Source organism: Paraburkholderia strydomiana (assembly GCF_046030495.1).
In the GTDB taxonomy this organism is placed as follows: domain Bacteria; phylum Pseudomonadota; class Gammaproteobacteria; order Burkholderiales; family Burkholderiaceae; genus Paraburkholderia; species Paraburkholderia strydomiana_A.
Window position 1 is genome coordinate 81,420 of sequence record NZ_JAQQCJ010000016.1, and the last position, 25,849, is coordinate 107,268.

Annotated in this window: 31 protein-coding genes and 2 tRNA genes; 15 read left to right on the forward strand and 18 right to left on the reverse strand. The window is 64.4% G+C overall.

The window, feature by feature from the left end; genetic code table 11:
• The first annotated feature begins 52 nt into the window (after positions 1–52).
• Entirely contained in the window at positions 53–298 is a 246-nt protein-coding gene (locus PQQ53_RS21545; protein WP_408143243.1) for a hypothetical protein, read from the forward strand.
• A 103-nt stretch (positions 299–401) separates the two neighbouring features.
• On the opposite strand, the gene PQQ53_RS21550 is transcribed toward PQQ53_RS21545, so the two are convergent.
• Positions 402–2,000 (reverse strand): tetratricopeptide repeat-containing sulfotransferase family protein, encoded by a 1,599-nt coding sequence (locus PQQ53_RS21550; protein ID WP_408326035.1) that lies wholly within the window; start codon positions 1,998–2,000, stop codon positions 402–404.
• 352 nt (positions 2,001–2,352) lie between these two features.
• On the opposite strand from PQQ53_RS21550, the gene PQQ53_RS21555 reads away from it, so the two are divergent.
• Complete coding sequence (locus PQQ53_RS21555) at positions 2,353–2,706, forward strand: hypothetical protein (protein WP_408326038.1); 354 nt, start codon at positions 2,353–2,355, stop codon at positions 2,704–2,706.
• 120 nt (positions 2,707–2,826) lie between these two features.
• Here PQQ53_RS21555 and PQQ53_RS21560 read toward each other — a convergent pair.
• Both PQQ53_RS21560 and dusA read right to left on the reverse strand, forming a co-directional pair.
• Positions 2,827–2,902: transfer RNA gene (locus tag PQQ53_RS21560), tRNA-His, on the reverse strand.
• Between the two features lie 89 nt (positions 2,903–2,991).
• A complete protein-coding gene (gene dusA / locus PQQ53_RS21565; RefSeq protein WP_408157746.1) occupies positions 2,992–3,993 on the reverse strand; it encodes a tRNA dihydrouridine(20/20a) synthase DusA in 1,002 nt (333 codons plus the stop codon).
• 398 nt (positions 3,994–4,391) lie between these two features.
• Here dusA and PQQ53_RS21570 point away from each other — a divergent pair, with 398 nt between their 5' ends.
• Positions 4,392–4,658 carry a hypothetical protein gene (locus PQQ53_RS21570; protein ID WP_408143081.1) on the forward strand — a complete coding sequence of 89 codons (267 nt, stop codon included), beginning with the start codon at positions 4,392–4,394 and terminating at the stop codon, positions 4,656–4,658.
• A gap of 283 nt (positions 4,659–4,941) precedes the next feature.
• Here PQQ53_RS21570 and PQQ53_RS21575 read toward each other — a convergent pair whose 3' ends face one another.
• Both PQQ53_RS21575 and PQQ53_RS21580 read right to left on the reverse strand, forming a co-directional pair.
• On the reverse strand, positions 4,942–5,184 hold the full coding sequence (locus PQQ53_RS21575) for a DUF6566 family protein (RefSeq protein ID WP_408143079.1): 243 nt from the start codon (positions 5,182–5,184) through the stop codon (positions 4,942–4,944).
• Between the two features lie 134 nt (positions 5,185–5,318).
• Complete coding sequence (locus PQQ53_RS21580; RefSeq protein ID WP_408326041.1) at positions 5,319–5,516, reverse strand: hypothetical protein; 198 nt, start codon at positions 5,514–5,516, stop codon at positions 5,319–5,321.
• Between the two features lie 409 nt (positions 5,517–5,925).
• Here PQQ53_RS21580 and PQQ53_RS21585 point away from each other — a divergent pair, with 409 nt between their 5' ends.
• On the forward strand, positions 5,926–6,189 hold the full coding sequence (locus tag PQQ53_RS21585; RefSeq protein WP_408326044.1) for a hypothetical protein: 264 nt from the start codon (positions 5,926–5,928) through the stop codon (positions 6,187–6,189).
• A gap of 26 nt (positions 6,190–6,215) precedes the next feature.
• Here PQQ53_RS21585 and PQQ53_RS21590 read toward each other — a convergent pair whose 3' ends face one another.
• From PQQ53_RS21590 to ssuD, 4 genes are read right to left on the reverse strand one after another with little or no spacing between them, the layout of a single operon-like run.
• Positions 6,216–6,431: a TOBE domain-containing protein gene (locus PQQ53_RS21590; protein ID WP_008922916.1), complete on the reverse strand. Its 216-nt coding sequence runs from the start codon at positions 6,429–6,431 to the stop codon at positions 6,216–6,218.
• Positions 6,432–6,478: 47 nt separating this feature from the next.
• Complete coding sequence (locus PQQ53_RS21595) at positions 6,479–7,501, reverse strand: ATP-binding cassette domain-containing protein (RefSeq protein ID WP_408326047.1); 1,023 nt, start codon at positions 7,499–7,501, stop codon at positions 6,479–6,481.
• Positions 7,498–8,355 carry an aliphatic sulfonate ABC transporter permease SsuC gene (ssuC, locus tag PQQ53_RS21600; RefSeq protein ID WP_408143071.1) on the reverse strand — a complete coding sequence of 286 codons (858 nt, stop codon included), beginning with the start codon at positions 8,353–8,355 and terminating at the stop codon, positions 7,498–7,500. Before ssuC ends, PQQ53_RS21595 begins: the two co-directional genes overlap by 4 nt.
• A 55-nt stretch (positions 8,356–8,410) precedes the next feature.
• Entirely contained in the window at positions 8,411–9,571 is a 1,161-nt protein-coding gene (gene ssuD, locus PQQ53_RS21605; protein WP_408326051.1) for an FMNH2-dependent alkanesulfonate monooxygenase, read from the reverse strand.
• Between the two features lie 497 nt (positions 9,572–10,068).
• Here ssuD and PQQ53_RS21610 point away from each other — a divergent pair, with 497 nt between their 5' ends.
• The gene (locus PQQ53_RS21610; RefSeq protein ID WP_408157753.1) at positions 10,069–10,494 is read left to right on the forward strand and encodes a hypothetical protein; all 426 of its coding nucleotides are present in this window, start codon (positions 10,069–10,071) and stop codon (positions 10,492–10,494) included.
• A gap of 144 nt (positions 10,495–10,638) precedes the next feature.
• On the opposite strand, the gene PQQ53_RS21615 is transcribed toward PQQ53_RS21610, so the two are convergent.
• Together PQQ53_RS21615 and PQQ53_RS21620 are read right to left on the reverse strand one after the other, a co-directional pair.
• Complete coding sequence (locus tag PQQ53_RS21615; protein ID WP_408326054.1) at positions 10,639–11,775, reverse strand: enoyl-CoA hydratase/isomerase family protein; 1,137 nt, start codon at positions 11,773–11,775, stop codon at positions 10,639–10,641.
• A gap of 46 nt (positions 11,776–11,821) precedes the next feature.
• Complete coding sequence (locus PQQ53_RS21620; protein WP_408326125.1) at positions 11,822–12,763, reverse strand: TetR/AcrR family transcriptional regulator; 942 nt, start codon at positions 12,761–12,763, stop codon at positions 11,822–11,824.
• Between the two features lie 133 nt (positions 12,764–12,896).
• On the opposite strand from PQQ53_RS21620, the gene PQQ53_RS21625 reads away from it, so the two are divergent.
• Positions 12,897–13,895: an NAD-dependent epimerase/dehydratase family protein gene (locus PQQ53_RS21625; protein ID WP_408326057.1), complete on the forward strand. Its 999-nt coding sequence runs from the start codon at positions 12,897–12,899 to the stop codon at positions 13,893–13,895.
• A gap of 119 nt (positions 13,896–14,014) precedes the next feature.
• On the opposite strand, the gene PQQ53_RS21630 is transcribed toward PQQ53_RS21625, so the two are convergent.
• Both PQQ53_RS21630 and PQQ53_RS21635 read right to left on the reverse strand, forming a co-directional pair.
• On the reverse strand, positions 14,015–14,299 hold the full coding sequence (locus PQQ53_RS21630) for a DUF1488 family protein (protein WP_408143237.1): 285 nt from the start codon (positions 14,297–14,299) through the stop codon (positions 14,015–14,017).
• 200 nt (positions 14,300–14,499) lie between these two features.
• Positions 14,500–14,763 (reverse strand): hypothetical protein, encoded by a 264-nt coding sequence (locus tag PQQ53_RS21635; RefSeq protein ID WP_408143061.1) that lies wholly within the window; start codon positions 14,761–14,763, stop codon positions 14,500–14,502.
• A gap of 265 nt (positions 14,764–15,028) precedes the next feature.
• Between PQQ53_RS21635 and PQQ53_RS21640 the strand changes: the two genes are divergently transcribed.
• Complete coding sequence (locus tag PQQ53_RS21640; RefSeq protein ID WP_408143059.1) at positions 15,029–15,220, forward strand: hypothetical protein; 192 nt, start codon at positions 15,029–15,031, stop codon at positions 15,218–15,220.
• A gap of 72 nt (positions 15,221–15,292) precedes the next feature.
• Entirely contained in the window at positions 15,293–15,685 is a 393-nt protein-coding gene (locus PQQ53_RS21645; RefSeq protein ID WP_408143057.1) for a hypothetical protein, read from the forward strand.
• 122 nt (positions 15,686–15,807) lie between these two features.
• Here PQQ53_RS21645 and PQQ53_RS21650 read toward each other — a convergent pair whose 3' ends face one another.
• Positions 15,808–16,140: a DMT family transporter gene (locus tag PQQ53_RS21650; RefSeq protein ID WP_408143235.1), complete on the reverse strand. Its 333-nt coding sequence runs from the start codon at positions 16,138–16,140 to the stop codon at positions 15,808–15,810.
• Positions 16,141–16,150: 10 nt separating this feature from the next.
• A complete protein-coding gene (locus PQQ53_RS21655) occupies positions 16,151–16,648 on the reverse strand; it encodes a heme-degrading domain-containing protein (protein WP_408143055.1) in 498 nt (165 codons plus the stop codon).
• Positions 16,649–16,921: 273 nt separating this feature from the next.
• On the opposite strand from PQQ53_RS21655, the gene PQQ53_RS21660 reads away from it, so the two are divergent.
• The 7 genes from PQQ53_RS21660 (at position 16,922) to PQQ53_RS21690 (ending at position 22,733) form a co-directional block, all read left to right on the forward strand.
• A tRNA-Met gene (locus tag PQQ53_RS21660) sits at positions 16,922–16,998 on the forward strand.
• Positions 16,999–17,350: 352 nt separating this feature from the next.
• A complete protein-coding gene (locus PQQ53_RS21665; protein ID WP_408143053.1) occupies positions 17,351–17,896 on the forward strand; it encodes an NUDIX hydrolase in 546 nt (181 codons plus the stop codon).
• Positions 17,897–17,905: 9 nt separating this feature from the next.
• Entirely contained in the window at positions 17,906–18,643 is a 738-nt protein-coding gene (gene aat / locus PQQ53_RS21670; protein WP_408143051.1) for a leucyl/phenylalanyl-tRNA--protein transferase, read from the forward strand.
• A 107-nt stretch (positions 18,644–18,750) separates the two neighbouring features.
• Positions 18,751–19,572, forward strand: a complete 822-nt coding sequence (locus PQQ53_RS21675; protein WP_408143049.1) for an arginyltransferase — start codon at positions 18,751–18,753, stop codon at positions 19,570–19,572.
• 100 nt (positions 19,573–19,672) lie between these two features.
• Positions 19,673–20,734, forward strand: coding sequence for a quinone-dependent dihydroorotate dehydrogenase (locus PQQ53_RS21680; protein WP_408326060.1), 1,062 nt, complete (start codon positions 19,673–19,675; stop codon positions 20,732–20,734).
• A 171-nt stretch (positions 20,735–20,905) separates the two neighbouring features.
• The gene (locus tag PQQ53_RS21685) at positions 20,906–21,700 is read left to right on the forward strand and encodes a cystine ABC transporter substrate-binding protein (RefSeq protein WP_408143045.1); all 795 of its coding nucleotides are present in this window, start codon (positions 20,906–20,908) and stop codon (positions 21,698–21,700) included.
• A gap of 373 nt (positions 21,701–22,073) precedes the next feature.
• Complete coding sequence (locus tag PQQ53_RS21690; protein ID WP_408143043.1) at positions 22,074–22,733, forward strand: amino acid ABC transporter permease; 660 nt, start codon at positions 22,074–22,076, stop codon at positions 22,731–22,733.
• Positions 22,734–22,762: 29 nt separating this feature from the next.
• Here the strand turns inward: PQQ53_RS21690 and lepB are convergent, their stop codons facing one another.
• The 3 genes from lepB to PQQ53_RS21705 all read right to left on the reverse strand — a co-directional run bounded on the left by lepB (position 22,763) and on the right by PQQ53_RS21705 (position 25,449).
• Positions 22,763–23,461: a signal peptidase I gene (gene lepB / locus PQQ53_RS21695; RefSeq protein WP_408326063.1), complete on the reverse strand. Its 699-nt coding sequence runs from the start codon at positions 23,459–23,461 to the stop codon at positions 22,763–22,765.
• 126 nt (positions 23,462–23,587) lie between these two features.
• Positions 23,588–24,586: a Gfo/Idh/MocA family protein gene (locus PQQ53_RS21700; RefSeq protein ID WP_408143040.1), complete on the reverse strand. Its 999-nt coding sequence runs from the start codon at positions 24,584–24,586 to the stop codon at positions 23,588–23,590.
• 143 nt (positions 24,587–24,729) lie between these two features.
• Positions 24,730–25,449, reverse strand: coding sequence for a FadR/GntR family transcriptional regulator (locus PQQ53_RS21705; protein ID WP_408143038.1), 720 nt, complete (start codon positions 25,447–25,449; stop codon positions 24,730–24,732).
• Positions 25,450–25,849: the final 400 nt, after the last annotated feature.

Below are 25,849 nucleotides of genomic sequence, written 5' to 3' on the forward strand. Positions count from 1 at the left end.
GTCCGATGGCGCGCTCGACGCTTCGCATCCGATGCTGTTTACCCGTCTGTCCATGCCCGAATTCAGTCTGCCCGCCCTGCTGGAATTTATCGGTCACGACCTGTCGCCCGTGCGTGCCGTCGTCGTCTTTTTTCTGATCGGCTATCTGGTCGTCGGACTGCCCTTGCATTTTCGCCGGGGCGCTGCGTCGCGCGACATCTGGGGCACGGCCGCCGGCGTGACGATGGCCGCGATCTACGCGGCGTTCATCATCGGCGTGTACCCTGCGCTGCATCATTCGGGGCTCGCGCTGCGGTAGTGCGCCTGACGTTGCGGGCTTCGCACTTTCAATAGCGTACGCACCAGCACGTCGGCACGACTGTCACGACAAATGTCGTGCGCCGAAACTCCGATACTCATACTCAGGCCAACTCATCCGAAGCATCAGCCGCCGTCAATGCCGGCCCCAGCCCCTCGAACAGCGGTTCGAGTAACGCCCGCCGCGGCTGCCAGCGACGCAGCGAAGTCCGGTAAAGCGGACGCCGCACCTGGGCCGAACTCGCCGTGGTGACCTGACGCGTCGTCTGATGAAACGCGAGACAGCGGTCGTCCCAGTCGAGCCCGCAATGCACGAGCATCCGTCGCACGGTCGCTTCGAAATCGTCGACCAGCCGCTCATACCGGACCTCGATCATCACGCCTTCGGGCAGCGCGCTTCGCCAATGCGCCATCAACGCATCGTAGGCACGATAGTAGCGGCCGAGTTCGGCGAGATCGTAACCGAATGGCACGTCTTGAAAAAGCCGGGAAAAAATCGACAGACAAGTTTGCAACGGCGAACGGCGGCTATGGATGAAGCGCGCGTTCGGCAACGCCAGATGGATCAGCCCGACGTTGATGAAATTGAACGGATATTTGTCGGTGAAACGGAGGGGATGCGGCGCTGTACGTTGCGCGTCGTTGTCCACCGAATCATGCATGCGATCTCGCGCCGCATTCTGCCTATCGCTCTGGCATTCAGGCAGCGCTCGGCGCATGAGTTCCAGATAGTCGGCGCCGAGCGTGCGCAACTGCCGTGCGCCCACGCCATGCAGTGCTGCAATGTCGATTCTCAGCGGATCGTCGGCGTTTCTGCGTAGGCACTGCATCAGCGCTGCGCCGAATTCCGTGCGCTCGCCCGCGCCGACCACCTGTGGATGGCTCGCCAGGATCTGCTCAATCAAGGTCGAGCCGGAGCGTGGCATGCCGACGATAAAAATCGGCGCGGCGGACGGATCGCCGAGACCTCGCGCCGCCGCGAACACGTCCGCGCTTTGCATCTGCGGCAACTGAGCGAACAGCCCAAGCGTTTCGGCTTCGTTGAAACGCACGCTGGCGCGATGCAACGCGTTGGCCTTCAGGATGTGATCGAACGACGCGTCGTGACGGCCCACGCCGGACAATGCCTCGCCGTACGCGAAGTGAAGCTCCGCCTGATCGGGCGGGCTCAGCGAAGCGGCGTCGCCGGCGAGCTGTTCGAGCGATGCGAACACGGGATCGTCTGCGGCGAGACGGCTCGTCTGCACGAAGTTGCGGTAGTAGAGCGGCACGCGCGGCGCGCCGTCGATCGCGCGACGGTACGCATCATGCGCTTCGTCGAACCTGCCGAGCGCCTGCAGACAGTTGCCCATGTTGTTGTTCGAGCCGTCGGCGCCCGGGTTCAGCCGCACCGCTTCGCGGTACGCGTCCACCGCCTGTTCGAGCCGATGCATCTGCTCGAGCGTCCAGCCGAGTCCGTGATGCAAATCCGCGTTGGACGGATTGCGCATGAGCGCGTCGCGATAACGGTCGACGGCTTCGGGAAAGCGCTGCAACGCGGCCAGCGTCGCGGCAAGGCGTTCGTAGTTGACGGCGTCGGATGGATCGAGCGCGCACGCGGCTTCGAAACAGGCCAGCGCGGCGTCGAGTTCGCCACGCGCGATGCACGCCGCGCCTTCGGCGCGTTTTGCCGACGCGGTAGTCGGCGATGGATCGTGATTCATCGGCGGCCGGGTGTTTGCCGGTCTCGCGTCGGGCGATCCTGGCGATGGGCGTGTCGTTCTTTTTTGTTCGGCTTCAACGCGAGCATGGGATGCGGATTCGAAGGCAATTGTCTGAGCGGAAAGTTAGCAGGCGTCCCCTACAGTTACTTTGCGAATAGTTAACCAACTGTTACCGAAGCGCGTATTGGTAAGGTGGTGGAAGATTGTCGCGATGGCTGATCGCCATGGATTCGATCGCCGTATGTCCGTCACGAACGCGAGCTCGCTCGCGACGCGTCGTAATGTGCGGACACAAATGCCGCTGAACTCCATCGCAGGCGATTTTTCTCATGCTTATACAAAGGAGAAAATCGTGAGCAGGCTCGTTGCATCGATCGCGCTGTTAGCGCTGGCGACAGGTCTTACCGGATGCGCGGTTGCGCCCGGATATGACTATGGTTACGCGCAGCCCTATTACCCCGGCTATGGATATGCGTACGGGCCGCCGTATGTACCGGCTTATGGCACGGTAGGTATTTGGGGAGGCTGGGGGGGCGGCCCGTGCTGTTATCACGGTGACCATTGGCATGGGGGCGGTGGTTGGCACGGCGGTGGGGGCTGGCATGGCGGGGGCGGGGGCTGGCACGGCGGCGGGTATGGCGGACCGCATGGTGGTGGCACATGGAGCCGCGGCGGCGGCGGCGGGCATGGGGGACACGGCCATTGACGCGCGACGCAACGGTTGACCGCGCGACTAAAGCCAAATCGCCGAACGACCGCCAAAAACAAAAACGGCGTTGTGATTTCTCACAACGCCGTTTGCAAAAACTTTACCGCTTGAATTCTTTGGGGTGGCTGATGGGGCTCGAACCCACGACAACAGGAATCACAATCCTGGACTCTACCAACTGAGCTACAGCCACCACTGACATCTGCTTGACTTGCCGGAAAAATCTGGCTCGTCGATGAAGAAACGAGATTATACGAACAAGATTTCCGTTTGCCTAGTCCTTTATTCAAAAATTTCGTTCGGCTCACGCAGATGCTGTCTTGCCTCGTCGAAGATGCTCAGATCGCGCGCGGCCAGCCGTTTGCTATCGGACAGAACGCGACGCCAGCCACGCGCGCCCGCCTCACCGCGATAAAGACCGAGCGCATGGCGCGTGATCGCGCCGAGATAGGTGCCGCGCGCCATTTCGGCGGCGCAATAGTCGATCAGCTTCGCTTCGACCTGCTCGCGCGTCAGCGGCGTTTGCGTCGAACCATAGAAGCGTGCGTCGACCTCGGCGAGCAGATACGGGTTGTGATAGGCCTCGCGCCCGAGCATCACGCCATCGACGTGTTGAAGATGCAGTTCGACTTCATCAAGCGTCTTGATGCCGCCGTTGATGATGATCTCCAACTCCGGGAAGTCGCGCTTCAACTGATACGCGTAGTCGTACTTGAGCGGCGGAATCTCACGATTTTCCTTCGGGCTCAGGCCCTTCAGGATCGCATTGCGCGCATGCACGACGAAGACGTTGCAACCGGCATCCGCAATCGTGCCGACGAAATCGCGCACGAAGCCGTATTCCTCGACCGCGTCGACGCCGATACGGTGCTTGACCGTCACCGGCACCGAGACCACGTCGCGCATCGCCTTCACGCAGTCGGCCACGAGTTGCGGCTCGTTCATCAGGCACGCGCCGAACGCGCCGCGTTGCACGCGCTCCGACGGGCATCCGCAGTTCAGATTGATTTCGTCGTAACCCCATTGCTCGCCGAGTTTGGCCGAACGGGCGAGGTCGTCGGGTTCGCTGCCGCCGAGTTGCAGCGCAACCGGCGCTTCGTTGGGGGTGAACGCGAGATGACGCGGCACATCGCCGTGCAGCAGCGCACCGGTCGTCACCATCTCCGTGTAAAGCCATGTATGGCGCGAGATGACGCGATGCAGCGAGCGACAGTGGCGATCGGTCCAGTCCATCATCGGCGCCACTGACACGCGGCGCGGGCTGGGAGTTTGAGGTGAAGACATGGGGCAGCCGAACGGCGTGAATCAAAACGCTAATTTTACCGCAACGCGGGAAAGCACCTGATCGAGGTGGATATCCGGTCGTCGCCGCGCCAATGTTTCCTGCATTCCCCGAGCTCACCTGGCGCGCTAAGGCGGCCGTCTCGTTTATTCCCAATAACCTGCCTACCGCTAGGCCTTTGACTGTCCGAACCTCCCTGTCACCAGGGCCGGATCACCGCCAAGGCTTATGCCGCGTGCCTCCGCCCAATTATTCCGAAATCAGGAATAGTAATTTCGGTTTATCGACACAAATTTTCAATAGTAGGGGTATACACTGCTTTCCATCGACGTTGCAGCTACACCTCACCGGCCTGCGACGCCTTCCTGAAATGAAGTCGAAACGTTATCGGAGTCACACCATGAAGACCAAGTTCATCGCCGCCCTGCTGGTTGCCGCTTCTGCCTCGATCGCCGCTCCCGCCTTTGCCAGCGGCTACGGCCCGGCACCGTTCTATCGTCCGTCGGTCGGCGCACCGGCTTCGCAGCAAGGTCAGAACGCGCAAACCGTTGCGGCTGAACACGCTAACACCGAAGCGAATGCATACGGCGGCGTGAAGAACGTGTCGTCGCAATCGGGTACGCGTGAGCCGGTTTCGGGCCCGCAATCGGTGTTCTTCGGCCACTAAGCAGTCGCCGTCGAATTCGCTGCCCGCGAGGGCAGCAGCCTGGCTGGGCGCCGAGCATGCAGGACTGATGCCGGCGCCCAGTGGCGTTTACGCAGCGCGCGAGGCGCGACACCTGTGGGCGTGAACCATGCGCCCGCAATCCCGAGCCGATGATTCGTCGAATCGATGGTCCTCTGGCGACAGGAATGACCTGAGCGTCCACCAGGTCCACTGCGCTCCGTGCGCTTCACGAAGCGTGGCTCGGCAGCAAGCCGAACATCCGAGCTTGCGGTATCTCCCTGCGCTACTTTGCCAGGCCCGCATCGATCAATTCACGCGCCGCGTGAAAGCCGGCCTCCGCGGCGGCACGTTCGGTCGACCACAAGCTGTCGATATGCACGAGCCGCCAATCGACCACCACGGCGGCATCCCGCAGCACCCGAAAATGCGCCTTGACGCCCGTCAGCACCTGCTCGACCGCGACCTCGATGTCGTAGTCCTGATAACGCTCCTCGTAGTCCCCCATGTCGAGGCCCTTCGGCTCCATGTCCGCCTCCGTCAGTGCTGTATGAGTGCTGCGTGCCGCCGGTGAAAGGTCGACGGCGGACCGGTGTCCGCCGACGAGCGCGCACACCACTCCGCGGCACCCCGCGGTGCCGCCCGGACTGCCTTGTCCGGCGATCAATCGCAATCGCCGGACAGATACTGCCGTCCGCTACAGGTGATCTGGACTTCCCCGCTGCCTGCTTCGGCAGCGAGGCCGCCCGCCAGCAATTCCGCGGCGACAGACTGCGCCAGCTGCGGCGCCGGTTGACCGATGCCGACGTCGTTCAGACGCCGCAACGCTTCAACCGCTTCGGGACTCAATGACTTCGACATGGCCGTCTCCGTCGGGATGTTCAATTCATCCTAGCAACTTTCGGGGGCCAATGCAGGTGCTCGTCGGCGCATAGACGTTGCGCGGCAGGCGGTGGGCAGAGGTATGGAGCTTGCTCGCGTGCTGCATGCCTACTCACCTTCATGACCGAAGCCCGGCAAGCGGTCTCGGCGATACAGGTACCGGCAAGCCCTCATTACGCGAGCCGCCGACGCCTGGCGAACTTGTCGGGGAAACGCTTCCCCCGCAAGCATTGCTGGCCGCGCGGGCGCAAATGTCGGCATATCAGAGGGATGGCCGCCGAAGGGCGAAACGGAAGGCATGCGCCGCCACCGTCCCCCGCCCAGTCCATGGCCACAATCGGCGCCAGGGTACAACCGGCGGCCAACCCGCATCGCAACGGAGGATCGAATGAAACGAAACAGATGGACAACGCTGGCCGCTGGCCTCACGCTCGTAGCGGGCACCGCAAGCAGCATCGCCACCGTGGCACTCGCACAAGCCGCGAAAACAGCGCCACCGGACAGTAGCGCGTCGATGGCAAAACCGCCCGAAGCCGCTTCCGGCTCGGGCGGTTCGAGCAATCCGGACAACATGCCGATCAAACGTCCGCGCCAGCCGACCAACGACCGCATGATGCACGAGCCGCCCGCCAGCGGCGCGAACGCGAAATAGCGGCGGCTTTACAGGCTCAGGCCAGGCTACAGGCGCGCGATCGACACCTCCGTCGACTTCACCAGCGCGACCACTTCCGAACCGACCTTCAGTTCGAGTTCGTCGACCGAGCGCGTCGTGATCACCGAGGTGACGATACCGAACGGCGTCTCCACATCGACCTCGGACACCACCGAACCACGGATGATTTCCTTGACCTTGCCTTTGAACTGATTGCGTACGTTGATTGCGGAAATGCTCATAACGAGTGACTCCAGAGATGCGGTTAAAAAGCAGTGGCCAGCCAAACTCAGACGGCCCAACGGACGTCTGTCGGCCGCGTGAGGCGGCCTGCGTCACGCGCCTCGTAAGGGCGATCGGAGAGCGCGTCGTCGTTCGGCGCGTTCTTTAGTACGCGTTGCAACACGTGGTCTTCGAGCGCGGCGAAGCCGGCCGACGCGCGTGCCCGCGGACGATCGAGCGCGACCGGCTGATCGAGCGCGATGCGCCCTTCTTCGATCAGCAGAATCCGGTCGCCGAGCGCCACGGCTTCATGCACGTCGTGCGTGACGAGCAGCGCAGTGAACCGATGCTCGCGCCACAGACGTTCGATCAACGCGTGCATTTCGATCCGCGTCAGCGCATCGAGCGCGCCGAGCGGCTCATCGAGCAACAGCAATTGCGGACGATGCACGAGTGCCCGCGCCAGCGCCACGCGCTGCCGCTGGCCGCCGGAGAGCTGCGCCGGCCAATCGTTGGCGCGTTCGAGCAGGCCGACTTCGGCGAGCACGGCGCGCGCATCTTCACGCGCGCTGCGGCCGAGACCGAGCATCACGTTTTGCAACACGCTCTTCCACGGCAGCAGGCGCGCGTCCTGAAACATGATGCGGGTGTCGAGCGGCCCGCCGTCTTCGGCGCGCTTTTCGAGCACGCCCGCGCTGGTCTTTTCGAGGCCCGCGACGAGCCGCAGCAAGGTTGACTTACCGCAACCGCTGCGGCCGACAATGGCGACGAAACTGCCGCGCTCGATCGACAGATCGAAATCGGACAGCACCTTGCGTGCGCCGTACTGCTTGCCCACGCCGCGCAACTGCACCGAGTAATCTGACGACGCACGGGACACACCGGGTGCGCCGTGGCGCGCGAGCGCGCCGTCGACTTTGAGCGTGTCGCCCCGTGTCGTCACTCGCGGCTTGCCGTGGGTCGAGTCGGCATGCTCGAAGCCCGCGGCTTGATCCGCGTCGTGGTCGGCGATCCGCGGCTGCGCGACTTCGGCTTCGAGATCGCTGCCCGCTATTGCGCCGAACGACGCCGACAATGTCGTTGCGTTCATGCTTTCGCTCCTCGTTGATAGGCCGGATGCCAGCGCAGCGACACGCGCTCCAGGCTCTTCGCGAGCACGTCGGCGAGTTTGCCGAGCGCCGCGTACAGCAGAATGCCGACCACCACCACGTCCGTTTGCAGGAATTCGCGCGCATTCATCGTCATGTAGCCGATGCCCGATTGCGCGGAAATGGTCTCGGCGACGATCAGCGTGACCCACATCAGCCCCAACGCGAAACGCACGCCGACGAGAATCGACGGCAACGCGCCCGGCAAAATCACATGACGGTATAGCGCGAAGCCCTTCACGCCGTAACTGCGCGCCATTTCGATCAGGTTGGCGTCGACCGAACGGATGCCGTGAAACGTGTTCACGTAGACCGGGAAAAACACGCCGAGCGCGACAAGAAACACCTTCGCCTGCTCCTCGATGCCGAACCACAGAATCACGAGCGGGATCATCGCGAGCGATGGGATGTTGCGGATCATCTGTACGGTCGAATCGAGCGCGACTTCGGCGGGCTTGAACAGGCCCGTCGCGAGTCCGAGCACGAGACCGATGCCCCCGCCGATCGCGAATCCCGACACCGCGCGCCACGTGCTGACCTTCACGTCCGCCCACATTTCGCCGGACTGGATCAGCGACCACGCCGCCTTCACGACCGCGAGCGGTTCGGGCAGCACGCGCGTCGACAGCATGCCGCTGCGCGCGGCGAATTCCCACGCGAGCAGAATCACGAGCGGCGCGATCCATGGCGCCAGATGTGCGCCGATGCGGCGCAGCGCGCCCGTGTGTCTGTTGGCGTCCGCCCCCGCGTCCGCGTTTGTATCGCCGCGGGGCGCACCCAGAGTGGCTTGAGTCATGATTGCTTTCCTCATTGCTTGTCGAAGCTCGTCCGTGCCGGAGGCACCCGTGCGCTCAGCTCGCGCTCGCCGCCTTCGGCAGATAGTTGTTGCCGACGATTTCGCCGAACGGCCCCGACAACGGGCCATTCGAAACCTTGTTGCGCCGGTTCGGCAGCAGCGGGAATACCAGCTCGGCGAAGCGATACGACTCTTCGAGATGCGGGTAGCCGGACAGGATGAAAGTGTCGATGCCGAGCTCGGCGTACTCCTTCATGCGCGCGGCCACCTGCTCCGGATTGCCGACCAGCGCTGTGCCCGCGCCGCCCCGCACGAGGCCCACGCCCGCCCACAGATTCGGATAAACCTCGAGTTCGGCGCGCCCGCCGCGCTTGCCGCCATGCAGCGCGGCCATGCGGCGCTGCCCCTCGGAGTCCATCTTCGAGAACGAGGCCTGCGCGCGTGCGATGGTGTCGTCGTCGAGCTTGCTGATCAGCTTGTCGGCAGCGGCCCAGGCTTCTTCTTCGGTCTCGCGCACGATCACGTGCAGGCGAATGCCGAACTTGATCTCACGACCATGCGCCGCGGCGCGCGCGCGAATGTCGGCGATCTTCTTCGCCACCGCCTCGGGCGGCTCGCCCCACGTCAGATAGGTGTCGATGTGCTGGGCCGCCATGTCGTGCGCAGCCGGCGACGAACCGCCGAACCACAGCGGCGGATGCGGATTCTGCACCGGCGGATATAACACCTTGCCGCGTTTCGAACTCAGATGCTTGCCCTCGAAGTCGATCGCGTCTTTGGTGTGCGACGCGCTGAGCAGCTTGCGCCAGATGTGCAGGAACTCATCGGTGATCTCATAGCGCGTGTCGTGATCGACGAACACGCCGTCGCCTTCCAGTTCGGCAGCATCGCCACCGGTCACGACGTTGATCAGCAGACGCCCGTTCGACAGACGGTCGAAGGTCGCCGCCATCCGCGCGGCCAGACCTGGCGACGAGAGGCCCGGACGGATCGCCACCAGGAACTTCAAGCGTTTGGTCGCGGCGATCAGACTCGACGCGACGACCCAGGCGTCTTCGCACGAACGGCCCGTGGGCAGCAGCACGCCTTCGTAGCCGAGCGTATCGGCGGCGACAGCGACCTGCTGGAAGTAGTCGTAGTCCGCTGCGCGTGCGCCTTGGGACGTACCGAGATAGCGGCTGTCGCCGTGAGTCGGAATGAACCAGAACACATTCATTTTGCTGCTCCTGCTTGTTCCAAATCAGGTTGAACGGGGACGGTGCGGGAAGTGTCCGCGCACACGCCGGCCGCGCGCATCCGTGCGGCACGCGGCCGGGCGATGCGACGAAAAAGAGTGAGAAATGGGCGTGGTGACGCGGGCTACGGGCGACAGCGCCGACGCGCTTGCACCATGCAGCGGGTGAAGATCGGCATCAGGCAGGACATCGCGACGGCTTCCCTCGACCAGACGTGCGCATGACGCGCTCGATTAACGGACGACGGCGCCAAACGCCGTCTGCATGAAGAAGCAGTCTATGGATCGAGGGGCGGCTTTTGAACGATTTTTTTTAGCTTAGGTTTTCCACTTTCGTGATTAGCCCGACGTTAAAGCATACGGGTGTTGCGCTATATGCACGCGGAAAACGGGGTGCCCCTATATATAATGGCGCACGTTTCCAATAATCCGGTACCGGCCGCGCGAATGACGCCACCCGTACCCTGGCGGTGCAATGCATGCAAAAACTCATCCTGCCGTTCGTCGCCGGTTTTCTGGCATCCCTGTTCTTTCACGAATCGACGCTGGCGCTGATGCACGCAGCGGGCATGATCGACCCGACCGGTTTTTCGACAGCGCCGTTCTTACCGCTCGGGCTGCCTGAGTTCATCGCGAATGCAATCTGGAGCGCGTTCTGGGCCGTACTGATGGCGTGGCTGCTGCGCGTCGCGCCGCACCGGCGTGCGCCGTGGGTGCCGGCCTTCGTGTTCGGCGGTGTCGTGTTGACCGCGGCGAGCGTGTTCGTGATCGATCCGCTGCGCGGCATCTGGCCGAGCGGCAACATGCTGCCGCGCCTCGCGGTGGGGTTCGCGGCGAACGCGATGTGGGGCTGGGGCGCGCTGGTGTTCATGCGCGCGTTTATGGCGAGTGAAGACGAAGATTGAGGGGTCTGGCGGTGAGTCGGCTGCGGTGCACGCGCTGACACGCTGAAGGCTCGCCTTGTTGCTTTACAGGCTTTACACCAGCGTAGCTGCAGGTCTATGCCGGCGACTATGCCCACATCAACCCGTTCACTTCACGCCCCCTGCTCAACCGCGCAAATCACGCAACGGATGTTCGTCCGCCGGCCACGGGCTCTCGAACATTTTCTCCACGTCGGCGGCACTCACGTCTTCAATGCGCGCAAAGCGCCAGCGCGGCGCGTTGTCCTTATCGATGATGCGCGCCCGAATCCCTTCGAGCGCGTCGCCCGCGAGAAAGCTCGAACGCGTCAGATCGAGATCGCGGCGCAGCACATCGGCCATCGAGCCCTCCCCACGCGTCACCACTTCCAGCGACACGGCCATCGACAGCGGCGAGCGCTCGCGCAACACGCCGATCGTCTGTTCGGCCCACTCCGCTGCATCGCCCTCATGTGCGCGCTCCTGTTCGAGCGACGCGAGAATCCGCGCGACATCGGGCAACGCGAAATGCCGGTCGATCAACGCACGCGCGCGCGCCAGCGACGAAGCCTCCGGCGCCGGCACGACCTGCTGGGCGAGCGCCGCTCGCTCGATGCATGCAACCACGTCCGCGCCGCGCTCGAACAGTTCGCTGCGCAGCGTGTCGAGCAGCGCAGGCAAAGCCGCATCGTCGAAATAGACATCGGCGAGGCCTGCGTAGAGCGCATCGGCCGCGCCGATCGTTTCGCCGGTCACCGCCAGATAGCGGCCGATCGCGCCCGGTGTGCGCGTCAGAAACCAGCTCGCGCCGACATCGGGAAAGAGCCCGATGCGCGTTTCGGGCATGGCCATCATCGTCGAGCCGGTGACCACGCGCAGACCGCCGGTGCGGTGCGCGCCTTGCGAGATGCCCATGCCGCCGCCCATCACGACGCCATTCATCAACGCGATGTACGGCTTCGGATAAGTGAAGATCGCGTGATTGAGACGGTATTCCTCGGTGAAGAACACGTCGCGCGCGTCATGCTCGCCGCGTTGCGCCGACTCATACAGAAACCGGACATCGCCGCCCGCGCAGAACGCGCGGGGGTGCTGGCTGCGCACGACGACGGCGAGCACGTCGGGATTGTCGCCCCACTGATCGAGCGCCGCGTGGATCGCGCGAATCATGCCGGTGGACAGTGCGTTGAGCGCCTTCGGCCTTTCCAGTTCGATGAAGCCGATGCGGTTGGCTACGTAAGTCGCGACTTCGTCGCTGACGGCGGGCGAGGCGGAGATGGACATGGAGAACGAGGCGCAACGGCGTTGAGTGAAGTGGAACTGAACGTTATCACGTGCCCGTGGTTTTGCGTTTCGTGCCCGGACTGCGGGTCTTGCCGGGCGGCGCTTTGGCCGGCTTGCCGCCCGAGGCCGGCGACGACGGCGCACTGCCGCGATCGGCGGACGATGTGGTCTGCATGCCCGCGCCGGCGGTACTCGCGACGCGGCGCGCTGGCGCGGCGCGTCGTGTGGCGGGTGGCGCGGTGTGTGGTGCCGCTTGTGATGCGCCGAGCCAGGCGTCGAGTGCGACGTCCACCACCGTATCGAGCGGTGCGGTTGGAAACACCGGGCACGTGAGGTTCAGCGCGACGATTCCGTGCAGGGTCGCCCAGAACGCCTCGGCCCACACGGCGGTATCCGTCGAAGCCGGCAGGCGCCCCGCCGCTTTGAGTGCCTCGAGCGCCGCCATCGTCAGGTGCAATGCGGCCGCGCCGGGGTCGTCATCGGCTGCGGCGGCGGCTGCGTCGTTCACCTCGGTAGCCGGTGTCGTCGCCGTTGCCGATGCCATCGGGTCGGTCGCGGTGAGCGCGGCTTTGTCGTCAGCGAGCGCCTTGGCCTTTCCTGCAACCGAAGTTCCGGCGCCGGCCAGCGCCGCTCCCATATAACTCTGATCCTCCATGAAGATCAGCCGATACGTCTCCCGATGGGTGACGCCGAACGCAACGTAAGCGCGCCCGAGCGCCTTCAACCGCTCAGCCGGATCGACGATCCCCGCGAGCGGCACCAAGGTCTCCAGCAATTGCGCATAGCCCTCCGCGCACAACGCATGCGCGATCTCGTCGCGGCTCGCGAAATGCAGATACAGCGTGGCGGGCGAATATTCGATGGCGTCGGCGATCTTGCGCATCGAGAGCGCAGCGAAACCTTCACGCATGACGATGCGCCGCGCGGCATCGAGGATGCGTTCGCGCAGCGCCTGTTTCTGGCGGTTTTTCCGTTCGGCGATTCCCATGACGACCATTTTCAGATTGACAAACTGAAAAGTCAATTTAAACTGAACACCGTTTACTGAACAGTGTTCAGTAAATTTTCAATCGTCATCTGAATGTGCGAGCGCAATACGACGCCGCCTGCGAGGAGTCGTCATGGAAGAGGCTGGAAAAGTGGGTTTGTTCGGCGCCGCGGGTGCGGCCGGTCGGATCATCGCGGCGGCGCTGAGCGCGGCGGGTCGTGACTACCGCGTGGTCGGCCGCTCGCTCGAGCCGCTCGAGGCGGCGTTCGGCCACGACCCGCACGCCGAAATCGTCACGTGGAGTCCCGACGACGCCGCGTCGATTCGCGCGGCGGCCGCCGGTTTGCAGGCCGTGATCTACCTGGTCGGCGTGCCGTACGACCAGTTCGCCGCCCATCCGCCGTTGATGGAGAAAACGCTTGCCGGCGTCGTGGCGGCGGGCGTCGAGCGCTTCATTCTGCTCGGCACGGTGTATCCGTACGGGCGCGCGCGCGGCAATCCGATCAGCGAGGATCATCCGCGCGAGCCTCACACGTTCAAAGGCCGGATGCGGCTCGCGCAGGAAAATCTCGTGCTGGCGGCGCACGGCCAGCACGGCCTCTCGACGCTGGTGCTGCGCCTGCCCGACTTCTACGGTCCCTGCATCGAGCGCAGCCTGCTGAACGGTGTGTTCGAGGGCGCCGCCGCCGGCAAGCGCGCGCAGATGATCGGCCCGCTGGACGTGCCGCACGAATTCATCTACCTGCCGGACATCGGGCCCGTGGTCGAGACGCTCACCCGCACGCCCGAAGCCTATGGACGCTGGTGGCACCTCGCGGGCACCGGCACGCTCACGCAGCGCGAAGTGGCGCGGCAGGCTTACGCGCTGGCGGGCCGCGCACCGAAGCTGATGGTGGCCGGCAAGACCCTGCTGCGCGTGTTGGGCCTCGTCAATCCGCTGATGCGCGAGTTGGTGGAGATGAACTACCTGATGACCGAGCCGGTCGTGCTCGACGATTCCGCGCTGAGGAGGCTGATCGGCCCGATCGTCAAAACCCCCTACGAGGAAGGGATCCGGCGCTGCGTCGAAGCCGCCCGCGACGCCGCATCGGCTCACGGCCCGACGCAGCGAAGCGCCGCGAAAACGCCCTGAATGACGAAGCCCTCGCTGGTGCGGCGGATGCCGCACAACTGGCGCGGAGTCGATGGGATCTTATCGTTGCCGCACGCTCGCACGAATGTGTCGAACGTATGCGGCAAGCAGGAGCCGGACTAGCCCGCCACCTTACCGGGCGGGAAATGGCCGCTCTTGAGCAGGACGGGCGTGCCGTTGCTGATCTGCAAGTGCTCGCGCGCCACGGCCTCGATGCGCGGGCGGCCGGCATCGAACGCGCGCAGCCAGCCTTCGCGGTCCTCGGTGTAGGCGCCGAAGTGGTCTTCGAGCGCTTCGACCGAAATCGCGCACGGCACCGGCTCGCCGTCCACCAGTGCGGGAAAGACTACGGTCAGATTGGAGCCGCGGTAGGCAGGCGCGTCCGCGGGAAACCGAATTTCCATGGTCGCCTCATCAGAAGGTTCCGGCAGGAAGGCGGCGCCGGCCAGAACTAGCCGCACGCCGCCAACCCCGCTATGGTACTCGCGCGGCCGCAGCGCGGTCCAGCGGGCCGCGGGGCTTTGTTCTGAGTTTTCGGGCGCGTTTTCAAGTGCACTTTTGGGCGCGCCCGAGGTGGCGAGTTTTCCCGTATCCCGTGCCGCCATCAGTGCCCACCCAACAGACGGTCGACATAATCGCGCGCCGCCTGCTCGACGAAAACCAGCGCGTCCGCCTCGCTGCCGAAGCGTTGCTCGCCGCCGAGATCCAGCAGCGTTTCCATCCGGTGCGGATCGTCCGGACCGTGTTCGGCGAGACTCACCGAGCCGACATAGGTGCCGCCCGCTTCCGGCGTATCGGTGGCCGGCACGAAGCGCGCGGCGGCGCTGATGTAATAGCCGCGATAAGGTCCGCTGACCCGTTCAGCCATAGTCTTCCTCCTCGTTGCGATTGATGGAGAACGCCGCGCGCGGCGCGTCGGCCTGCGTTTCGCCGCAGGTCCGCGCAGATCCCGTCGCACGCATGCGCTTCTGGCAAACAGCCAGTAAGTAAGGCGCCTCGCGCACCGATAAGTTCTACCGGATGCGTATCGGCCCGGCTGCGCATTGCACTTGTTCGACCCGGGCGGGTCGAACTTCGACATCGGCACGATCCGTGCTGTTGCAGGACGCGATTTCGAGGGCGACGAGCGCAATATGGGAAAATATTTTCTAAAGAACCAGGAACTGCCCGAACCGGATGCGGCGAACAAGTGGTTTGCGTATGCCGAAAGCCATGACATCGACATTCCGAAAGCCATCAGCATCTGGGAAGACGCGGCCACCGAAAGCGGCACTGAAAGCCGCCGGCTGGTCGGCGCGGCGGGCATCACGATCGAGACGCCCTAGCCGTCGGCGCGCACGTCGCGTGGCGACAGCAAGCCCACGAACCACCCGAACACCAGAAAGGAAATCATCACGATGCATTTTTTGACGCAACTGCGGACTCAATCGTGCCGCGCCGGCCGCTTCCGATCCACTACCGCGCTCGCGCTGGTCCGCCGGGCTGCGCTGTCGGCCGCCCTGCCCGCCGCCGTGCTGCTGGGCGCGGGCCTCGCCGGTTGCGCATCGTCGAACACGACCTCGTTGATCAACCTGCCGAACGGCCAGACCGGTTTCGCGGTGAATTGCAGCGGCGCCGACGCCGCTTCCAGCTGGGCCTCCTGCTACGTGCAGGCCGGCAACGCATGCGGCGCCACCGGCTACGAGATCGTGTCGAAAGATAACGACGAAGGCGGCACCGCGGGCGGCAGCGTCACCAACGTCGTATCGGCCAACGTGAAAAACCGCTCGATGATAGTGCGCTGCAAGTAAGCGCCATCCACAACGTCGGGCGCCATTGAACGCCCGGGCGCCGACGTCACGCTCGACTTCGACCATTGCAATGCGGCGAACGAGATCCCCATCACCCGCGAACGCGGCGCCGCTTGGCCGTATCAATGCGCCTGCATCTTCGAGAAGATGTTCAACACCGCGACGCCGGCAACGATCAGCCCGAGCCCGATGATCGCCGGCACGTCGGGCACCTGGCGATACAGCACCAGCGCGACCAGCGTAATCAGCACGATACCCGCGCCCGACCACACCGCGTAGACGATGCCGACCGGAATGCTGCGGAGCGTCAGCGACAGGCAATAGAACGCCACGCCATAGCCGAGCACGACGATCGCCGACGGCAACAGCCGCGAGAAGCCTTCCGAGGCTCGCATCGCGGAAGTCGCCACCACTTCGGCGACGATCGCGATGCCCAGCAATGCATAGGGAGGCACCCGCATTGCATCAGACCTTGGCAAGCGCCAGCTTGCTGTAATCGTGGCTGAGATGCGCGCAGAGCGCCTCCACCACCAGTTCGTGGTCGGCACGCTGCGGCAGGCCGGACACGGTGATCGAACCGATCACGCCCGCGCCCGCCACGGTCAACGGAAACGCGCCGCCGTGCGAGGCGTATTCCGTGTTCGGCAAGCCGTGCTTGTCGGCGAGCGTGCTGCCCGCCAGTTGCATCTTCAGACCGATCGCATACGAGCTGCGGCGAAAATGCGCGACCGTATTGCCCTTGCGGCGCGCCCAATCCACGTTGTCCGGCGTCGCGCCGCCGAGCAGGCTGAAGAACAGCGGCTGACCGAAGGTGCGCACGTCGATCGCGGCGGCGATGCCGCGCGCCTTCGCAACCTCGTGCAGATAGGCGCCGATTTGCCAGGCGCGGTCGGCATCGAATTGAGGGAACACAAGGGCGTGTTCCTGAGCGGCAATCACCTGCAGATCGTGAGCGATATCCATGGGGTTCAGAGCAAGGTAGGAGTTGAGGCGCTCGCCGTCGTTCGTGGTCCGGCGCGAACGCCTGGCAAGCCGCGCAAAGAGAACCTGATTCTAGCGCAGCGTTCGTGACGGGCTTTGCGGCATGCGACGTGACCGATGCGTGCCGCGACTTCGGATCCGCGCAAGCGGCATATCGTGCGGTACCCGGCGGCACGCCATGCGCGAAGCGAAGGCGATTCTTAAATAGCTGTTGCACTAGCGTAAGCTTTGCCTTATAATCTTTTCTTCGACGGACGCGGGGTGGAGCAGTCTGGCAGCTCGTCGGGCTCATAACCCGAAGGTCGTAGGTTCAAATCCTACCCCCGCAACCAAGAGCATCAATCGGTTGGAAACGTCGAAAAAACATTGAAGGCTTGCCCAACCGGCAGGCCTTTTTTGTTTTGTGCTGTCGCCGGGTTCTGCGCTGCGCGTCCCGCACGTTCCCCTCGCCTGTCTCTTTGCGCGATCTGCTTCAGATCCTCCACGCGCTACGCATCAAATTTCCACACGGCACTCGTCCCAGCGACCATGGCCATCTCGTCACGCGCCTGTCCATCTGGACTCCGAAGCGAAAAGGTGCAGGCTGCACCGGCCATTCCGACGCCCGCATCGCCACAAGCCTTCGTCCCAATTAAACCGCCGCCCCAGTGATAAACTCCCATCACTCCTTCTCGTCCCCTTCCTATGAAATTCTGTTCTGTCTGCGGCCACGGCGTCAGTCTGAGCATCCCGCCGGGCGATAACCGCGAGCGCTTCGTCTGTGTCAGTTGCGGCACGGTGCATTACCAGAATCCGCGCAACGTGGTCGGCACCGTCCCGGTCTGGGACGACAAGGTGCTGCTGTGCCGCCGCGCGATCGAACCGCGCTACGGCTACTGGACGCTGCCCGCAGGCTTCATGGAGATGGGTGAAACGACTGCCGAGGCGGCGTCGCGCGAAACACAGGAAGAAGCCGGCGCGCGTGTCGAAGTGCAAAGCCTGTTCTCCCTGCTGAACGTGCCGCACGTGCATCAGGTGCATCTGTTCTACATGGCGCGCCTGCTCGATCTCGATATCGCCGCCGGCGAGGAAAGTCTCGAAGTCAGGCTCTTCGAGGAACACGAGATCCCGTGGGACGAGATCGCCTTCCCCACCGTCGGCCAGACGCTGCGGTTCTTTTTCGCCGACCGCGCCACCGGCAGCTTTGGCCTGCACACGGGCGACATCTTCCGCTCGCTGCGCGAAGGTTGAGCGGCGCGCATGGTTCCCTGGCTCGGAGCTGACGATCCGTTCCCGTCCGTCGAGCGCGCACTGGGCGCGACGAGCGGTGCGCCCGGCCTGCTCGCGGCGAGCGGCGATCTGTTGCCGTCGCGGTTGATCGACGCTTATCGGCGCGGCATCTTCCCGTGGTATTCGGATGGCCAGCCGGTGTTGTGGTGGAGCCCCGACCCGCGCATGATCCTGCGTCCCGCCGAATTCAAACTGTCGCCCTCGCTGCGCAAGACGCTCAGGCGCGTGCTGCGCGACGACGCGTGGGAAATCCGCGTCGACGATGATTTCGCCGCCGTGATGCGCGCCTGCGCGCACGCGCCGCGACGCGGACAGCGCGGCACATGGATCACCGCCGACGTGGTCGAAGCGTATTCGTCGCTGCATCGGGTGGGCGATGCGCACAGCATCGAAAGCTGGTTCGAAGGCAAGCGCGTGGGCGGTCTGTATGGCGTGTCGTTCGGCAAGATGTTCTTCGGCGAATCGATGTTCGCGGAGGTCACCGACGCGTCGAAAATCGCGCTGGCCGCGCTGGTCGGCCACTTGCGCCGTCACGAAATAGAAATGATAGACTGCCAGCAGAACACGTCGCATCTGGCATCGCTGGGCGGTCGCGAGATAGCGCGCAAGGCGTTCGTCGCGCACGTTCGCGCGTCTGTCGACGCAGCGCCCATTCCCTGGCGCTTCGACAAGACCGCGTTGCTCGAGATCGTCACGCGGGCGGCGTAGGAAGGAAGAATCAGGCCGAATCCGGACCCGCCGTCCACCGAGCTGCGGGTGACAAAACTGCAGGGCGCCGGGTTCGCATTACCAGAGACGCTTCGCGAGCTGCCAACGTGACTCATCCCAACGAGCTGCCTCTTTCTCCGCTTTCAGCGCTGCAGTTTTATGCAACGGCGCCCTATCCCTGCAGTTATCTGGATGGCCGCATCGCGCGCTCGCAAGTCGCCACACCCAGTCACCTGATCAACTCCGACGTCTATACCGACCTCGTCAAGGCGGGCTTCCGGCGCTCGGGCGTCTTCACGTACCGGCCGTATTGCGACGGCTGCCGCGCCTGCGTGCCGGTGCGCGTGCCGGTCGAGCAGTTCGAGCCGAACCGCACGCAGCGGCGCGTGTGGAAGAAGCACGGCGAGATGGTCGCCACTGTCGCGCCGCTCCATTACGACGAAGAACACTACGCGCTCTACATGCGCTACCAGTCGGCACGGCATGCGGGCGGCGGCATGGACCGCGACAGCCGCGACCAGTACGAGCAGTTCCTGTTGCAGAGCCGGATCAATTCGCGCCTCGTCGAATTCCGCGAGCCGCTGCCGGATCGGCCGGACGCGCCCGGCATCCTGCGCATGATCAGCATGATCGACATTCTCGGCGACGGGCTCTCGTCCGTGTACACCTTCTTCGAGCCGGGGCTCACGCAAACCAGCTTCGGCACCTACAACATCTACTGGCAGATCGAACAGGCGCGCAGCCTGAAGCTGCCGTATGTGTACCTCGGCTACTGGATCCGCGAGAGCCCGAAGATGGCGTACAAGGCGAATTTCCGCCCGCTCGAAGGGTTGATCGACGGCGCGTGGCGCGTGCTCGATCCCGCGAGCATCGATCTGCCGCCGGTCGATCCGGCGATTCACGGCAAGCGCGGACCGCTCAGGCCATAACGCAACGCACCGCTCGCCTCGTTGCTGATTCCACGCTGGAGTCGTGCACCGGCGGCGCCGATTTCGTCAATCGGTCTCATTAAAACGCAAACCCGGTAAAATGGCGGGTTCTCATTTTCCGGCCGCCCGGCTTCGTCCCGTGTTCAGTTCCCTCTACCCGCTTGTTCGCGCCCAACTCTTTCGCATGGACGCGGAAGACGCTCACCACCTGACTTTGCGCATGCTCGGCGCCGCCGGCCGCACCGGCCTTGCCCGCGCGCTCGCGCCGCATGTGCCGGACGCGCCGCGTACCGTGATGGGGCTCACGTTCCGCAATCCGGTCGGGCTCGCGGCGGGTCTCGACAAGGACGGCGCGTGCATCGACGGACTGGCCGCGCTCGGCTTCGGCTTCATCGAAGTGGGCACCGTGACGCCGCGCGCGCAGCCGGGCAACCCGCGCCCGCGCATGTTCCGTCTGCCAGAGGCAAACGCGGTCATCAACCGGATGGGCTTTAACAACGCGGGTGTCGACCAGTTCGTGAAGAACGTGCAGGCCGCGCGCTATCGCGGCATTCTCGGGCTGAACATCGGCAAGAACGCCGACACGCCGATCGAGCGCGCCGCCGACGACTACCTGTACTGCCTCGAGCGCGTGTACCCGTTCGCGAGCTACGTGACGGTCAACATCTCGTCGCCGAATACGAAAAATCTGCGCCAGTTGCAAGGCGCGGGCGAACTCGACGCCCTGCTCGCGGCGCTCAAGGACAAACAGCAGCGCCTCGCCGACATGCACGGCAAACTGGTGCCGCTCGCGCTGAAGATCGCGCCGGACCTCGACGACGAACAGGTCAAATCGATTGCCGACACCCTCCTGCGCCACCGCTTCGAAGGCGTGATCGCGACCAACACGACGCTCTCGCGCACCGCCGTCGCCGGCATGCAATACGGCGACGAAGCCGGCGGCCTGTCGGGCAAGCCGGTGTTCGACGCGTCGAACGAAGTGATCCGCAAGCTGCGCGCCGAAGTCGGCGAGACGGTGCCGATCATCGGCGTCGGCGGGATTTTCTCGGGCGAGGATGCACGCGCGAAGCTGGCGGCCGGCGCGTCGCTGGTGCAGCTCTATACCGGCTTCATCTATCGCGGACCCGCGCTAGTGGCAGAATGCGCGCAGGCGCTGCACTGAGCCACCTGCGGTTACCCGCCCGCCGCGAACGCGCGGCGGCCGTTGCCCCGAGCCGGCCTCAGCCTTCGGCCGCGCCAGTAATATAGACATAAACAAACGATATTTTGGTTTCGATAGCCTTTTAGTTAAGCTCTCGTCCGTTAAAACGCCAGACGTACAAAAAGGAACACAATGAAATTTGGCCTGCTGAAAAAGCTGCTGGTCGCCGGTCTGATCGGCGCGTCGTTCACCGCCGTCGCCGCGCACGCGGAAGACCTGCTCGATCAGGTCAAGCAGCGCGGCACGCTGCGCATCGGCCTGGAAGGCACCTTCCCCCCGTTCAACTCGAAAGCGCCGTCGGGAGAACTGGTCGGCTACGACGTCGACATCGCCAAGGCGGTCGCCGCGAAACTCGGCGTGAAGCCGGAATTCGTCACGACCGAATGGAGCGGCATCATCGCCGGCCTGCAGGCGGGCAAGTTCGACGTGATCGTCAACCAGGTCGGCATCACCGACGCGCGCAAGCAGGCTCTCGACTTCTCGCCGGCTTACACGTACTCGGCCGCGCAGCTGATCCAGCGTAAAGACGACACGCGCGAGTTCAAAACGCTCGAAGACCTGAAGGGCAAAAAGCTCGGCGTCGGATTGGGCACGAACTACATGGACATGGCGAAGGCGGTGCCGGGTATCGACGTGAAGACGTATCCGGGCGCGCCCGAGTATCTGCGCGATCTGGCCGCCGGCCGGCTGGATGCGGCGCTCAACGACCGTCTGATGCTGGCGTACCTGCTGAAGAACTCGCAGTTGCCGCTGCGTACCGGCGCGAACGTCGGCGCGGGCAATCCGTCGGGCATTCCGTTCAGGAAGGGCAACCCGAAGTTCGCCAAGGCGATCGCCGACGCGATGACCCAGCTCGAAGCGGACGGCACGTTCGCGAAGATCTCGGACAAGTGGTTCGGTATCGACGTCAGCAAGCCGATCAAGTAAGACACGCGGTGTAAAACGAAGGGCGGCATCGTCGGCGATGCCGCCCTTCGCGTTTTTGCGGCATGGCGCCCGTGCGTGAGTGCTGCGCGAGGCAGCATCGCCGCTGAGTTGCCGCCGCTGGACCGATGCATTGCCCGCACACTGCTGCGTGGTGTGACGCCTCGAAGCGCATGAAGCAGCGCATGAAGCAGCACATGAAGCGAGCCGCGCAGCGCAACAGTGAAGACGTATGGAGGACCGCGTTCCCGGTCGCGCCACCGCGTCTGTCTCGATACGCGCGGCCCCACGCATTCAAATCCCCCACCGCAGCCGCGCCTGATCGCCCGCCAAAAGTTTATGATGTGCGCTTTGTGCGCCAACCAGACCACCGCTCATGTCCACCACCTCCCTGCTCGTCCAATCGCTTCCTGTGCTCGCACAGGGCGCCGTCCTGACGGTCAAGTTCGCGGTTCTGTCGATGATCTTCGGCCTGATTGCCGGCGCCATGCTCGCGTTGATGGGCATCAGCCACAACCGGCTGCTGAACTGGATCGCGCGCATCTACGTGAGCGTGATGCGCGGCACGCCGCTGCTCGTGCAGATCTTCGTGATCTACTACGGCCTGCCGAGCTTCGGCATTTCGCTCGATCCGACGCCGGCCGGCGTGATCGCGCTGTCGGCGAACGTGGCGGCGTATCTGTCGGAGAGCATGCGCGGCGCGATTCTCGGCATTCCCAGCGGCCAATGGCTGGCCGCGTATAGCCTCGGACTCTCGCGCCGCCAGACGCTGCGCTACGTGATCGCACCGCAAGCGTTGCGCATTGCGGTGCCGAGCCTGTCGAACAGTCTGATCAGCCTGATCAAGGACACCTCGCTGGTGTCGGTGATCACCGTGACCGAACTGCTGCGCAGCGCGCAGGAAATGATCGCGTCGACCTATCAACCGCTGCCGCTCTATCTCGCCGCCGCCGCGGTGTACTGGGTGCTGTGCCAGGTGCTCGAATGGGCGCAGCGCTGGTACGAACGGCGCCTTGCGCTGCCGTCGCGCCACTGAGCGCCCGGCTCTCGCTCGCCCGGCCCGGTCTACCGGCCGGCGAGCGGTGACGCCGCGTCCAGCGGTGCGCCGAAGCGCTCGAAGCGCGGCTCGTAGTAGTGCTCCGGATCGAGCGAGAACGCGACGCGCCGCGTGCGGCCCATCAGTTCCGTGCGCGGGAAAAAGCCGAAGTAACGCGAGTCGGCGCTGTCGTCGCGATTGTCGCCGAGCATCAGATACTTGCCAGGCGGCACGATGACCGGACCGAACGAATCGCGCGGGCTCGGCGCGTCGGGCGCGAGCCGCACCGTATGCGCGACGCCGTCGAAACGCTCGGTCAGATAATCGCCGTGAGACACGGCGTCGCCCGACAGCGGTGCGAGTTTCAGCGGCTGGTAATCGGCGCGCACACCGTTCACATACAGCACGTTCTCACGCATCGCGACGCTGTCGCCGGGCAAGCCGATCAGGCGCTTGACCATCAACTCGTGCGCGGCCGACGAATCGATCGTGACGATGTCGCCGCGCTGCGGATCGTGCAGATGCATGAGCGCGATATGCGTGAGCGGCACGCGCAGATCGTAGGCCATCTTGTCGACGAAGATCCGGTCACCCACGCGGATCGTCGGCAGCATCGAGCCGCTCGGCACGACGTTCCAGTCAGCCACGGCGCTGCGAAACAGCACCATCAGGAAGAGAAACGCGACGAGGCTCCTGCTGTCGCGCCACAGTTTGCCGAGCATGCGCATGGCGAGGCTCCAGTGGAAGGAATTCGAAAGCGGCGTCCGCGCGCGCAGCGTGGCGCAGCGGCGGGTCCGCGGGCATCGTACCACCGGAGCGCTCGGCGGCGCGTCTTCGGCGCCGCCCCGCTACGCTCACTCCCCCGCGAACTTCAGCCCCAGCGTCGCACGTGCCGCATCGGCCATCGCGATCATCTGCAACGATCTGGCATGCGGCATCACCGGGCTCTCAAGCAACCCTGCGCGGATCAGCTCGCAGAAGTGCGCGGTCTCGTAGTTCAGACCGCCGCCTTCGAACGGCGCCTCCAGTTCGACCACGCGCCCGTCGGCGTAACGGATCGTCGCGCGCGACGGATTCCACCACGGCTCGTGAATCGTCACGTGGCCGCTGGGTGCCATCAGGAGCGCATCGCCCTTGCCATGCAGATCGAGCCCGCAGAAAAGCTGCGCGATGCCGCGCTCGTGCCGGCTGTTCAGACTCGCGAACGTATCGACGCCAGTCGAGCCGAGCCGTCCGAGCGTTTGCACTTCGTGCGGCGCGCCGAGCCAGTCCACCGCGAGAAACATTTCGTAGATGCCGATGTCGAGCAGCGCGCCGCCCGCATGCTCGAACGACAGCGACGGATGATCATCCGGCACACCCGGCACCGAACAGCCCGCACGCACGAGCCCGACGTCGCCGATCGGTTCGGCCGCGAGATGCTCGCGCAGTTGTCTATAGAGCGGGTAGAACGGCGGCTTCATCGCTTCCATGAAGAGCCGTTGCGCGGCGCGCGCGGCATCGAGCACGCGCTCGAGTTGCGGCCGGTTGATGGCGGCGGGTTTTTCGCACAACACGTGCAGGCCGGCTTGCAGCGCGGCGATCGCATAGTCGGCGTGACTGTCCTGGACGGTGGCGATATAGAGCGCGTCGATACCGCTCGCGAGCAGCGCGTCGAAACTCACGCACGCCTTGCCGCCGAATTCTTCGGCAAAGGCCTGCGCCGGTTCCGCGCGACGCGACCACAGCGCGCCGATCTGCGCATGCGGCACATGCGCGAGACTCTGGGCGAAGCGCCGGGCAATCCGGCCCGCGCCGACAATCCCCCAGCGAATCACGCGGTTCGAGGGCGTTTCCTGCGTTGCAATCGTCATCGTTTCTTCGAGTCCATGCGGTTCAGAAAGGCGCTATTGTCGCGCATGCCGAACGTGGACGCGTAGAGATCGGATCGCGTCTGCCGTGATCCGCTGTATTCCGCAGGAGAGTTCGAAGTAAAACCAGGCCGCTGTATCCGCGCTCAGACGCGCGTGGGCGGCTCCGCTGAAAATCTGCCGCCGACTTCGCCGGCCGTAAAGTCGATCAAGGCCAGTGAGGCAATTTCGGCTTCGTTCGGATCGCGCCGCTCGATCGCTTCGAGCACGCGCTGATGCGAACTCACCGCGCCTTCCCACAGGCCGTCCTTGTCGGTGAGGATCGGGTTCACCGTCGATAGCGCGCCGCGCACGATCGCCGCCATCTGCTTGAAGAACTGATTGCCGCTCGCCACCACGATGCGGGTATGGAACAGCTCGTCGGCTTCCTGATAGCCGGGCTCGCCCGGGCGGATCACGCGAAACGCCTCGAACGCCTCGCGAATCCCCGCGATGTCCGCGGCGCTGCCACGCGCGGCCGCCTGCGCCGACGCCCGCGGTTCGATCAGGATGCGAAACTCGATCACGTCACGCAGAAACAGCGGATCGGGCTTCGCGCGAAAACGCCAGTTCACGACGTCCTCGTCGATCATGCGCCAGTCGCTCATCGGCCGGATGCGCGTGCCGATTTTCGGCCGCACGTCCAGCATGTCGCGCGCGAGCAGCATCGACAGCGCCTCGCGCATGACGGTGCGGCTGACGTCGAACTCTTTGGACAGCACATCCTGCGGTGGCAGGATCGCGCCGTACTTCTCCTCGACGATGCCGGTGACGAGTCCGTCCATCACCTTGCTGACCAGCGATCGATCTTTATTTGCCTGTTCCATGGCACTCTCCCCGAAGCGGTGTTCTCCCCGCGTAGCCTGTTGAATTGGGCGGCCCTGGCGTATCGTTTTTTGTGTGTGCAGCAGTTCTTGACGATACGTTGCTAGCTTCAAAACATCTGCGCCAGTTGGGACACTTCCTGACAGGGTTATCCCTCTGAAGAATTGTTTCGTTCGTGTAACGCAAAACGTTTCGATGGGCCATAAGCTTGCGCCTCAAGCGTGCCTGTGTTGAGAAATGTTCATAGTGCGAATACGCACGTAGCGGCGCGAATTGTCTGATTTGGGAGAACTCACGGTTAGCTCACGGCGGGTTGAAGAGATGAGATGCGCGCGGGTCCGGGGACGCCGGCTGACGTGACCGCAAGCGCTCACGCAAGTCGCAAACGAAGGCCACGTCCGG